Here is a 12,183-nt window from a genome sequence, read left to right on the forward strand (position 1 = left end):
ATCATGCTGGACACCAATCTCAAGACCCAACTCAACGCCTACCTCGAAAAAATCGTGTTTCCGATCGAGTTGACCGCCTCCGTCAATGACAGCGACGCGGCGCGCGAAATGACTGCGCTGCTGCAGGAAATTGCCAGCATGTCGCCGCGCATCACACTGGTTGAGCGCCGCGACGACTCCCAGCGCGCGCCGTCATTTGCCATCAACCGGGTCGGCAGCGACATGGGCATTCGCTTCGCCGGCATTCCGCTGGGTCACGAATTCACTTCTCTGGTGCTGGCGCTGCTGCAAGCCGGCGGACATCCCTCCAAGGCCAGTGCGGAGGTACTCGAATCGATCCGCAACCTGGATGGCGACTTTTTGTTCGAGACCTACTTTTCGCTCGATTGCCACAATTGCCCGGACGTGGTGCAGGCGCTCAATCTGATGGCGGTCATCAATCCCAGGATTCGGCACGTCGCGATCGATGGCGCCCTGTTTCAGGATGAAATCAAGGCGCGCCAGATCATGGGCGTGCCGACCATGTTTCTCAATGGCGAGCGGTTTGGCCAGGGCCGCATGGAGCTCGGCGAGATCATTGCCAAGCTTGATACCGGCTCGGCTGCGCGCGACGCCACCCGGCTCGCCAAGAAAGAAGCGTTCGATGTGCTGATCATCGGCGGCGGTCCGGCCGGTGCGTCGGCTGCCATTTATTCGGCACGCAAGGGCATCCGTACCGGCGTGGTCGCCGAACGCTTCGGCGGCCAGTTGCTCGATACGCTGGGCATCGAAAACTTCATCTCCGTGAATGCCACCGAGGGGCCAAAGCTGGTCGCGGCACTGGAACAGCACGTCAAGGAATACGATGTCGATGTCATGAATTTGCAGCGCGCCGTCGAACTGGTGCCGGGCAATCTGATCGAGATCAAGCTGGCCAATGGCGCCAGCCTGAAAACCCGCAGTGTGATTCTGGCCACCGGCGCACGCTGGCGCGAGATGAATGTCCCGGGCGAACAGGAATACCGCAATCGCGGCGTGGCGTATTGCCCGCATTGCGATGGCCCGCTGTACAAGGGCAAGCGCGTGGCCGTCATTGGCGGCGGCAATTCCGGTGTCGAGGCAGCGATCGACCTGGCCGGCATCGTGTCCCATGTGACGTTGCTGGAATTTGGCAGCGAGCTGCGTGCCGACGCTGTCCTGCAGCGCAAATTGCACAGCCTGCCCAACGTGACCGTCATCACCGATGCGCACACGACCGAAGTCACCGGCGACGGCGAACGCGTCAATGGGTTGGTCTACACCGACCGCCGCAGCGGCGACGCACACACTGTCGCCCTGGAAGGCATCTTCGTGCAGATCGGCCTGCTGCCAAACACCGATTGGCTCAAGGGGACGGTTGCGCTGAGCAAGCACGGCGAAATCGAAGTCGATGCGCGCGGCCAGACCTCAGTGCCCGGCGTATTCGCCGCCGGGGACGTCACCACCGTGCCGTTCAAGCAGATCATCATTGCCATGGGTGAAGGGTCGAAGGCGGCGCTGGGCGCCTTCGACCACCTGATCCGCACATCCGCGCCGACCGATACCGCAATGGCCATCGCAGCCTGACCTGGCGGCGTCAGATTACGGAGTCGTCGCCACCGAAGTCACTGTCGTCGCTGGCCATGTCGCTGTCATCGTTGGTGGTGTCGGCGACCTCCGTTGCGGCGACCGGCTCGGGCGCTGCGACGGATTTATCGACGCTGTCGGCCATCCCGCCAAACGGTGCAGCCTGTGCACCATGGTGTCCCATCAGGCCACCGATGCCCTGAAACAGTAACGCTCCGCCGGCCACACCCGCGGCAGTGGCCGCCATCGTACCGAGAAAGCTGCCGCCACCACCGCCAAGAAAGCCAGGCCGCGATTGGACTGGCGCCGTTGGCGCGGGCATCGGCACGGGCGCCGCTGCAGCAGACGGGGCGGGGGCGGGCGCGGCAGCGCTGGCCGAACGGCCCCAGGCATTGCCGCCGCCGGCGAGAAAACTGCCGGACTGCGCCGGCGCAGTGCGCAGCTGCGCCTCCAGGCTGGCGATGCGCTCGCCGGCGGCGGCCATGGCCTGATCCTGCAGCAAGGCGCGCTGCACCAACAGGTAAGCACCATCGGGTTGATGTGCGAGAGCGTCGGCAATCAGCGCCGCTGCTTCGGGATCTTTATTGACGCCATCCACGGCGCGCAACTGCGCCAGGAAATCATTGAGCAAGCGGGATTCGGTCGGGGTCATGTTACTTCTCCGTTGTCTGGGTTGAATCAGGAAGTGCAGATGGGGACCGAACCACCCCGATGCAAGGGTGTGCGCTCGGCAAAAGCACGCCGCAGGGAAAACAACTCAGTTAAACTGCGCACTGAAGCAACACCATGGCCGGTTGCTCCACCAAGGAGAGCGCATTGCCCCATTTTGCCGATGAACCGCACCCAAGCTGGACGGGTACCCCGCCAATGGCCATCTACCGCGCCGGAGCCTGCCCATGCTGACCGATTTCAAATGGCCGGTGCCGCCCCATTACGACCTCATTTCGCACTCCGGCGGACCCGACGGCACTGACGTCGAACCGGCGCTGGTGACGATGCAGAACGGACGCTCGCAGGATGGATTGCTGGTGCGTCTGGACGGCGCTGAAATGTTCCTCGAATTCCGCACCCGCCGCGCCGCCTCCAGCGTACGGATCGGCTTTGGCAATCTCAAGCTGTTGCGCCTGACCGATCCGGTCGAGATGCAACAACTGCGGCTGTCGGAAGCACTGTCGCGGGTTTCCACCGGCGCCACCGGGCAACAGAAATGCGTCGTGCAGTATCACAACGGCGACGCCCTCGAAACGCCGACGCTTGGGCTGGTGTCGAAGCCCTTCGGACTATTCCTGTACGTCCCTGTCGGCGCACAGGGCAAGGTCGAGCGCTGCTTCATTCCGGCCGAGGCGATCAAGAGCTACCAGATCGGCGAGCAGCTCGGCAAGATGCTCATCGATGAGAACATCGTCACCAAGGACCACATCAGCGCTGGCCTGGAAAAGCAGGAACAGATGCGCTCGCAAAAACTGGGCGATTACCTCAAGCAGCAAAAAATCATCACCCAGGAACACGTCGAGATCGCCTTGCAAAGCCAGAAGGGCAAGCCGCAGTTGCGCCTGGGCGAGGCCCTACTGCAGGAAAACCTGATCTCCGAAAAACAGTTGTCGGACGCGCTGGCCAACCAGGCCCAGAATCGCAAAGTGCCACTGGGCGACATCCTGGTCGAAATGAAAATCGTCACGCTCGATACGATCAAGCGGGTGCTGGCGCAAAAGCTCGGCATCCCGTTCGTCAACCTGCGCGGCTTCAATTTTGATCCGGCCCTGATCAAGGCGGTGCCGGGCGACTTTGTGCGCAAGTACAACGTGATGCCGCTGTATCAAACCGAAGCGCGCATGGTGGTGGCGATGGAAAATCCGCTCGCCAACCATGCGCTGCAGGAGCTGGCGTTCTATACCAAGCTGAAAATCGATCCGGTGATGGCCTCGGTGGAAGATCTGCAGCACGTGATCGGTCAGCTGTACGGCACCGAGACAGGCGGGAGCAATATCGCCGAGCTGGTCTATGAACTCGGCGCCGACGACATCAAGTTCGACACGCCAGTCGAAATGATCACCGAGTCCGACAACACGCTGGTGCGGCTGGTCAACAAGATCATCATCGACGCCTACAACCAGGGCGTGTCCGACATCCACGTTGAAAACATGAAGGGCAATCGCCCGACCCGGGTGCGCTTCCGCAAGGATGGCGTGATGCAGGCTTACTCGGAAATCCCGGCGCAGTTTCGCAATGCGCTGGTGTCGCGCATCAAGATCATGTGCCGCCTCGACATTTCCGAGAAGCGCCGGTCGCAGGATGGCAAGATGAACTTCGAACAGTTCGGTCCGGCGGCGATCGAATTGCGGGTGCTGACCATCCCGACCACCGAGGGCCTGGAAGACATCGTCATGCGCATCCTGGCCGCACCCAAAGCGGTGTCGATTGAGAGTCTGGGCCTGTCGACCTATGGCATCGAAGGCCTCAAGAAACTCGCGCTCAAGCCGCATGGCCTGCTGTTCGTGTGCGGTCCGACCGGCTCGGGAAAGACCACCACGCTGCATTCGCTGCTGAACTTCATCAACACGCCGGAGCGCAAGATCTGGACAGTGGAAGACCCGGTCGAAATTACCCAGGATGGGTTGCGACAGGTGCAGGTGCAGGCCAAGATCGACTGGACCTTCGCCGCCGTGCTGCGCAGCTTCATGCGCGCCGACCCGGACGTCATCATGGTCGGCGAAACACGCGATCCGGAAACCGCCAAGACGGTCATCGAAGCGTCACTGACCGGTCATCTGGTGTTCTCGACCATGCACACCAACAGCGCCGCCGAGAGCGTGGTGCGCCTGCTCGACTTCGGCCTCGATCCATTCAACTTTGCCGATGCGCTGCTGGGCGTGGTCGGCCAGCGCCTGGCGCGCCGCCTGTGCAGCAACTGCAAGACCGTGCATTACGCGACCGATGAAGAACTCAATATGCTGGCGCAGGAATACTGCTTCGAAACCGACATCGACCCGGCCGACATGATCGAGCGCTGGCGCACCCATCATGGCCGCGACGGCGGCAAGATCGGCCTGTTCAAGGCCAAGGGCTGCGAAACCTGCAGTGACAGCGGTTACAAGGGTCGGCTCGGGGTGCACGAGGTGCTGATCGCGACGGCGGCAGTGAAGAAGAAAATCCACGCGCGCGCCAATGTGCCGGAAATCTTGAAGGTCGCCGTCTCCGAGGGGATGCTGACGCTACGCCAGGACGGCATCGAAAAGATTTTTCAGGGGCACACCGACTGGGAACAGATTCGCACCGTCTGACGCCGCGCCCTCAACCGGACGTCAGGCGTTGACCTGCACGCCCCGCCAGAATGCGACGTGTCCGGCAATCTGTTTGGCAGCGTCTTTTGGGGTTGGATAAAACCAGGCGGCATCGGCATTGACCTCGCCATTGACGACCACGTTGTAGTAGCTGGCCGTGCCCTTCCACGGACACACCGTGTGCTTGTCGCTCGGCGTGAAGTATTCCTGCCGGACCGACGAAAGCGGAAAGTAGACATTGTTCTCGACGATTTCGACTTCCGACGCGACGGCTTCGGCGATGACGACGCCGTTCCAGGTGGCTGTTGGCATGGTGACTCCGATCTGTGAAATGGGCTTTGAAAATACCACAGGAAATCGCAAGCCGCTGAGCGCCTCAGCGCCGTGACGCGTACCAGATCCAGAGCATCAGCGGAATCTGCAGGGGCAGGCGCAAGGTCAGCAACACGACGATCCACATCGCCTTATCGGCCGCCAATGCAGACATCAGCATCTGAAGATTGGCCGGCCATACCGCCACACACAACAGCAACAAGCCGATACCGGCAGCACGCCGCAGCTGCGGCACCAGCAACCCGATGCCACCGGCCAGCTCGCACACACCACTGACCAGCACCAGCGCCGCATGGGCCGGCAACCAGGGTGGCATGGCGCCGGCATACTGTTGCGGAAAAATGAAATGCAGCAGGCCCGCACAACTGAAGAAGATCGCCAGTGCGATCCGCGCAGCCGGCCGTTGCAGCAGCAGAGCCACGCGCGCCATCATGGATGGTCGGCTGCGCGCAGTCGGGCAATGCGTTCCTCGTCGCTCGGGTGCGAGCTGAAGTAGCTCGACGCCCGCGTTGGTGCGGCCGGTTTTTGCGTGCCGCGCCGGTCGCTGTTCAGGGTCTGGCTGCTGCGCATTTTTTCAAACAGCGCCGCCAGCGGCGCCAGTGGCACGGCATTGGCCTGCAGCACCGTGATCGCATACTGGTCCGCCTCCCGCTCAAAATCGCGCGAATACTTTTGATCGATCAGCACCGTCGGCAGTGCCGCCAACATGGTCGATACATCGCCGATGAACAGGTTGAGGAAGATGCCGACGCTGGCGCCCTGCAACAAGCGTCGGAGTGTGTGACGTCGCTGCAGATGCCCCAACTCATGCGCCAGCACTCCCAGCACCGCCTGGTCGTCGCGCGCCAGCATGGTCAGCTGATCGGTCATCACAATCACGCCGTTGGGCATGGCAAACGCATTCGGACCGACTTCGCTGTGGCGAAAAATCAACCGGTAACTGGCATGATCGCCGGCCGGACGTTTCAGCGCGCCAAACAACGTCTGGATGCGCTGCTGATCGACAAGGTCCAACCGCGAAGGCGTCAGAAAGCGTGCTTCGACCAGCTGCATTTGTGCATCGCCGATTTTTTTCTCCAGCGTGGCTGGCAAGTGCTGCGCGACCACATCGGCCGCCCACGGCAAACCCCATTGGTAAGCCGACGCCAGCAGCACCAGCAGGGTGAACAGCGCACCCAGCGCCAAGCCCCAATTCTGCTGCCAGCGCACCACCCAGTGCTCCACATACCCGTTGGCCAGCAGCAATCGGTCGAAGGCCGGATCGCTGACTTCGACCGTTGCGCCGTCCGGCAGGCGCAAGATGCGGGGCGCGCGTTCCAGCGGTTCCGACACCACCAGTTGGGACAGCCGCAGGCTGCGTCGAATGCCGTCGCCATGAATCGCCACCACCCGCTTGTGCAGCAATACCGTGACCGGCTGGGCGCGGGTCGATTGGCCGTCGAAATACAGGGCGTCCGTCATAGGGAAATGTCGATATCGAAGAAGGCGCCGACCTCGTCGCCGGCAGCGCCGACCCCGTCGCCGGCGTGATGTGCCTGCATGTCATCGAGCGTGCCGTCGAGCTGGAGTGCCAGGCATGCAAGCCGGTATCGCAGGATGCGGATGGTGGCGAACGGTTGGTACAGGCCCGCCGAACAAATTACCAGCACCAGATTCGACGCGTGCAGCCACATCAGCGTGCGTGCCCGTGCGGTGCTGATGAAGCGGTGGTCGGCCAGCTCGGTCTTATTCCAGATCAGATTTTGCAATCGGCTTTCGAGATAGGGCCGAATCGATAGATACAGCAGGTAGCCGCTCAACGTGGAGAAAAAAAGCTGAATCAGCCAGCCAAAGGTCTTGCCGGCAAAGGCATCGCCGAATGAACGGGTGGCGTAGATCAACGTGCCGGCGACAAAAAACCCCAGCAAGAAGATGACCACAGCCTTGCCGTAGATCTTGAAGAACTGGCCGGGGCGGGCCTGGAAAAAGAACGGCGACTGACCGAGATACGCATGGTCATGCTGGTAACGCTTGAGCAGATAATGCGCCATCGGCACCACGCTGAAGATCGCCGCCATGGGCAGCAGCGTCACCAGCAGGATCACGCCCAGGCCGGGATGGTTGGCGTAGGACGTCGCCAGGCTCCAAATGAACAACCCGGTCACGACCAGGATCGCCGGCAACAGGATCAGCGAGCGATAGGCCTCCAGCACCGTGCCGGCAAAATGGAAGCGCACGCCACGGTAACTGGAATTGGCCAGCCGGAACTGAAACGAGCGCGACAGCAGCCACGGCAGGATCACCACGATCAACAGCCCGATTGCCGCCGCGACCAGGCCGGAGATATCGAAGGCCAGTTTATAGGCGAGGAACAGCGCGAACGCCAGCACGCGCCCTTTGAGAATGGCTTTCGGATCGCCGTGGTAGTCGAAGATCGCGCCGGCCACCCGCGTGTTGCGATAAAAATATTCCAGCCGCCGCACTTTCGCCCAGGCCGAATACACGCCGAAGGTGGCCACCGTCAGCAACAGGTTGACGATCCAGATGCGAAAGTATTCGCTGCCGCTGCCGGTGAATTCAAACGCAATCGGTCCGGCGTCTGCCGGTTCCGTTTCCTGTTGCGCTGCTGGCGACATGTGTATGCCGTACGCTGCTTCTGACATGCCGCTCCCCGCGTGCGTTGGCGTCCGGTGGTCCGGGCTGCCGGTTACTGGCGTTTTTCGTAAATCCACTGCAACAACGCATCCTGCGCTTCGGCTGCGCGCGGCGCATTCGGATGATTAATCAGAAAGACCACCGCATAGCGCTTGCCCGACTCCGCCAGCACATAGCCGGCGATGCTGCGCACGTCTTGCAGGCTGCCGCTCTTGATATGGGCGTGGCCCGCCACACCCTGTTCGCGCAGGCGCTTGCGCATCGTGCCATCGTACCCGACCAATGGCATGGAGGAAATAAATTCCGGCATGGTCGGCGCCTGGAACGCGTTGACCAGCACTTGTCCAAGCGTGGTCGCCGAAATGCGTTCGATGCGCGACAGCCCGGCGCCATTTTCCAGCACCAGCCCGCTGGTATCGATGCCATTGGCGGCCAGCCAGTTACCGATGGCGGCACGGCTGGCTGCCAGATTCGCCGGTTGCGCGCCGCCGAGCGCCAGAAACAGCTGCCGCGCCATGACGTTGTTGCTGAACTTGTTGATATCCCGGATCAGCTCCGCCACCGACGGCGACTTCCAGTCGGTCAACGCAATGGCATCCGCCGGGACGCTGCCATCGATCACATTGCCGTCGAAAGTGCCGCCAAGTTCTGTCCATAACTGCCGGAATATCAATTCGACATAGCGGTTGCGGGCCAGTGGGTAAGGCCGAATCTGCCATACCTGTTCGCCGCAGGCACCGGCGAACGGACCGTCGAAACTGGCCCCGGCGGCATCAATTCTGGCACTGATGGCGGCGCGAAAATCGCCCTCGCATTCGGTCGGCGTCCAGCTCGGCGGGCGCACCGCGAGGCCATTCATTTCCGGATCGAGACTAACGTGCACCGTGCGCTGCGTCGCATCGGGGCTCAGCCGCACCGCCAGCGACTGATAATTCAGCAGCAATGCATCCGGTCCCACGTTGTAGGGTTTGAGCGGATCGCCGTCGAACTGGGTCGGGTCGACCTCCTTGACATCAAACGCACTGCGATCAAGCACCAGGTTGCCATGAATCACCCGCACGCCCTGCGCCCGGATCTTGCGCAGGAACAGCCAGAAATTCTCCAGCACCAGCTTGGGGTCGCCGCCACCGCGCAGGATCAGGTCGCCATTGAGCTGCTCGCCGCTGCGTTCGCCGCGGATCCAGGCCTGCGTGGTGAAGTTGAAGGTCGGACCGAGCAGGGCCAGTGCCGCGTCGGTGGTCAGCAGCTTCATCGTCGAGGCCGGGTTCAGCGCCTGTTCGGGATTGAGCGCAAGGACACTTTTGCCGCTGTTGACGTCCTGCACCTGCAAGCTGACGGCGCTTGGCGGAATCCCTGCACGCTTGAGCGCCGCGCTCACGGGCGCCGGCAGCATGGCGCAAACATGTCCTGCGACGAACAGGCAGACAAGGGCGAGGGAGAGGCGAAGGGGGATCGGCATGGCGGGCTGGGGAGGTGAAAAACTGCCCGGATTATCCCATGCCATCGTTCTGCGGCGCACACGCTAGCACCGGCGGGGGAATTTCTTTCTTGTCCACACTGCTTGAAAAACAAGGGTGCCGCCCCTATACTTAGCACTCGTCGGGAGAGAGTGCTAACAATCTTCCCTGGCTTACCAACTTTTCTCGTGCGGTAGGGCTGCGCAGTCAAGTCATCTTTGCAGCAGTTTTGCCGCAAAACCATCACAACCAATTGAAATTTAAGGAGTTTGTATGAGCATGAACCTTCGTCCTCTGCACGATCGCGTCATCGTCAAGCGCCTCGACCAGGAAACAAAAACTGCGTCCGGCCTCATCATTCCAGAAGCAGCTGCCGAAAAACCGGACCAGGGCGAAGTCCTTGCCATCGGTAACGGCAAGATCCTGGAAGATGGCAAAGTGCGTCCGCTGGACGTCAAGGTTGGCGATCGCGTGCTGTTCGGCAAGTACTCCGGCCAGACTGTCAAAATCGATGGCGAAGAGTTGATCGTCATGAAGGAAGAAGACATTTTCGCCATCGTTCAAAAGTAATGCTGCTGGTCGGCCATCTGGCTGATCGCACCGAAGTCACCGCGGCGCACCGCATGTCGGGCAGTGCCGCCACACTTTTAACTGAATTCAAGGAGCAACAACATGGCAGCTAAAGAAGTCATTTTCGGCGATGCCGCCCGGGCCAAGATGGTCGAAGGCGTCAATATTCTGGCCAATGCAGTCAAGGTCACCCTCGGACCTAAAGGCCGCAACGTCGTGCTTGAGCGCTCATTCGGCGCGCCGACCGTGACCAAGGATGGTGTTTCGGTTGCCAAGGAAATCGAACTCAAGGACAAGCTCATGAACATGGGCGCGCAAATGGTCAAGGAAGTTGCTTCCCGCACCAGCGACAACGCCGGCGACGGCACCACCACGGCAACCGTACTGGCTCAGGCCATCGTGCGCGAAGGCATGAAATTCGTTGCCGCCGGCATGAACCCGATGGATCTGAAGCGCGGTATCGACAAGGCCGTTGCTGCCACCGTCGAAGAACTGGCCAAGATCGCCAAGCCATGCACCACCACCAAGGAAATCGCCCAGGTCGGCGCGATTTCGGCCAACTCGGACTACTCGATCGGCGAGCGTATCGCTGAAGCGATGGAAAAAGTCGGCAAGGAAGGCGTCATCACTGTTGAAGACGGCAAATCACTCAACGACGAACTCGATATCGTTGAAGGCATGCAGTTCGACCGCGGCTATCTGTCCCCGTACTTCATCAACAACCCTGAAAAGCAAACCGCTACGCTGGACAATCCATTCGTTCTGCTGTGCGACAAGAAAATCTCCAACATCCGTGACCTGCTTCCGGTACTGGAACAAGTCGCCAAGGCTGGTCGTCCACTGCTGATCATCGCTGAAGACATCGAAGGCGAAGCGCTGGCAACCCTGGTCGTCAACAACATCCGCGGCATCCTGAAAACCTGCGCAGTCAAGGCGCCTGGTTTTGGCGATCGTCGCAAGGCCATGCTGGAAGACATCGCTGTTCTGACCGGTGGTCAAGTCATCGCTGAAGAAGTCGGCCTGACCCTGGAAAAAGTCGCTCTGACCGATCTGGGCCAAGCCAAGCGTATCGAAATCGGCAAGGAAAACACCACCATCATCGATGGCGCTGGTGAAGCCGTCACGATCGAAGCGCGCGTCAAGCAAGTGCGTGTGCAGATCGAAGAAGCGACCTCGGACTACGACCGTGAAAAACTGCAGGAACGCGTTGCCAAGCTGGCCGGCGGCGTTGCAGTGATCAAGGTTGGTGCTGCCACCGAAGTCGAAATGAAAGAAAAGAAAGCCCGCGTTGAAGATGCACTGCACGCAACCCGTGCCGCAGTTGAAGAAGGTATTGTTCCAGGCGGCGGCGTTGCACTGCTGCGTGCCCGTGCCAATATCAATGTCAAAGGCGACAACGCTGATCAGGACGCAGGTATCAAGATTGTTCTGCGCGCCATGGAAGAGCCACTGCGCATGATCGTGCAAAACGCCGGCGAAGAAGCCTCGGTCGTGGTTGCCAAGGTCCTCGAAGGCAAGGGTAACTTCGGTTACAACGCTGCCAACGGTACCTACGGCGACATGGTTGAAATGGGCGTTCTCGATCCAGCCAAAGTGACCCGTTCGGCGCTGCAAAACGCTGCTTCGATCGCTTCGCTGATGCTGACGACCGACTGCATGGTCTGCGAACTGGCGGAAGACAAGCCAGCCGGCGGCATGGGCGGCGGCATGGGCGGTGGCATGGGCGGCATGGGTGGTATGGACGGCATGATGTAATGTCAGGCGCTTCGGGTGCACCTGGTGCGCCCGAAACGCTGACCGCATTATGAAGAAGCCTGCACGGATTACTCCGGGCAGGCTTTTTTTTCACTGAAGATTGTGTGGATATCGACACAGCCTTGTGACGAAATCATGCTGCGGCGCGGTCAGCGCTTGCAAAGTAAATGCCGGTCGGCGGGACAGCCGTCGCCGCCCGATTCATTTTTTATTGTTAAAGGAGCAGTCATGCCACATCCATTTCTTTCTACCGGGTTGATCGCCTGCGCCGTGTTCGGTGCAACCCTGGCGCCGTCGGCATTTGCCGCAAACGACGCGCCATCCGCCGCCATGTTGGAACAGCGTTTCAAGGCTGCCGACAAGGATCACGACGGCAAGCTGACACGTGCCGAAGCCGAGGGCGGCATGCCGCGCGTGGCAAAAAATTTCGACCGGCTCGATCAGGAAAAGAAAGGCTATCTGACGCTGGATCAATTGACATCCACCCCGCCCTCAGCCTGACGGCTGGCGCTTGCGCGCAAAGGACGGGGATTCCTACTGCGCACACAAAACCTCTTGCACGTCGCTTC

Annotated in this window: 11 protein-coding genes; 5 read left to right on the forward strand and 6 right to left on the reverse strand. The window is 60.8% G+C overall.

Annotation, left to right across the window (positions count from 1 at the left end):
* Positions 1-3 precede the first annotated feature (3 nt).
* Positions 4-1,584, forward strand: a complete 1,581-nt coding sequence (ahpF, locus tag RCH09_RS07690; protein WP_326940471.1) for an alkyl hydroperoxide reductase subunit F — start codon at positions 4-6, stop codon at positions 1,582-1,584.
* A 10-nt stretch (positions 1,585-1,594) separates the two neighbouring features.
* Here ahpF and RCH09_RS07695 read toward each other — a convergent pair whose 3' ends face one another.
* Positions 1,595-2,236, reverse strand: coding sequence for a DUF2076 domain-containing protein (locus RCH09_RS07695; RefSeq protein ID WP_326940472.1), 642 nt, complete (start codon positions 2,234-2,236; stop codon positions 1,595-1,597).
* A gap of 244 nt (positions 2,237-2,480) precedes the next feature.
* Between RCH09_RS07695 and RCH09_RS07700 the strand changes: the two genes are divergently transcribed.
* Complete coding sequence (locus RCH09_RS07700) at positions 2,481-4,865, forward strand: GspE/PulE family protein (RefSeq protein WP_326940473.1); 2,385 nt, start codon at positions 2,481-2,483, stop codon at positions 4,863-4,865.
* Between the two features lie 21 nt (positions 4,866-4,886).
* Here the strand turns inward: RCH09_RS07700 and RCH09_RS07705 are convergent, their stop codons facing one another.
* The 5 genes from RCH09_RS07705 to dacB all read right to left on the reverse strand — a co-directional run bounded on the left by RCH09_RS07705 (position 4,887) and on the right by dacB (position 9,291).
* Positions 4,887-5,177: a DUF427 domain-containing protein gene (locus tag RCH09_RS07705; RefSeq protein ID WP_326940474.1), complete on the reverse strand. Its 291-nt coding sequence runs from the start codon at positions 5,175-5,177 to the stop codon at positions 4,887-4,889.
* Positions 5,178-5,241: 64 nt separating this feature from the next.
* Positions 5,242-5,619, reverse strand: a complete 378-nt coding sequence (locus tag RCH09_RS07710) for a DoxX family protein (protein WP_326940475.1) — start codon at positions 5,617-5,619, stop codon at positions 5,242-5,244.
* An 8-nt stretch (positions 5,620-5,627) separates the two neighbouring features.
* Positions 5,628-6,659, reverse strand: a complete 1,032-nt coding sequence (locus RCH09_RS07715; protein WP_326940476.1) for a M48 family metallopeptidase — start codon at positions 6,657-6,659, stop codon at positions 5,628-5,630.
* Entirely contained in the window at positions 6,656-7,840 is a 1,185-nt protein-coding gene (locus tag RCH09_RS07720; RefSeq protein ID WP_326940477.1) for a YjgN family protein, read from the reverse strand. Before RCH09_RS07720 ends, RCH09_RS07715 begins: the two co-directional genes overlap by 4 nt.
* A gap of 44 nt (positions 7,841-7,884) precedes the next feature.
* Positions 7,885-9,291 (reverse strand): D-alanyl-D-alanine carboxypeptidase/D-alanyl-D-alanine endopeptidase, encoded by a 1,407-nt coding sequence (gene dacB, locus RCH09_RS07725; RefSeq protein ID WP_326940478.1) that lies wholly within the window; start codon positions 9,289-9,291, stop codon positions 7,885-7,887.
* 277 nt (positions 9,292-9,568) lie between these two features.
* Between dacB and RCH09_RS07730 the strand changes: the two genes are divergently transcribed.
* The 3 genes from RCH09_RS07730 (at position 9,569) to RCH09_RS07740 (ending at position 12,115) form a co-directional block, all read left to right on the forward strand.
* Positions 9,569-9,859, forward strand: coding sequence for a co-chaperone GroES (locus RCH09_RS07730; protein WP_326940479.1), 291 nt, complete (start codon positions 9,569-9,571; stop codon positions 9,857-9,859).
* A gap of 102 nt (positions 9,860-9,961) precedes the next feature.
* Positions 9,962-11,614 (forward strand): chaperonin GroEL, encoded by a 1,653-nt coding sequence (gene groL / locus RCH09_RS07735; RefSeq protein WP_326940480.1) that lies wholly within the window; start codon positions 9,962-9,964, stop codon positions 11,612-11,614.
* Between the two features lie 228 nt (positions 11,615-11,842).
* A complete protein-coding gene (locus RCH09_RS07740; RefSeq protein ID WP_326940481.1) occupies positions 11,843-12,115 on the forward strand; it encodes an EF-hand domain-containing protein in 273 nt (90 codons plus the stop codon).
* The last annotated feature ends 68 nt before the right edge of the window (positions 12,116-12,183 follow it).

This window comes from Actimicrobium sp. GrIS 1.19 (assembly GCF_035984655.1).
Classification (GTDB): domain Bacteria; phylum Pseudomonadota; class Gammaproteobacteria; order Burkholderiales; family Burkholderiaceae_D; genus Actimicrobium.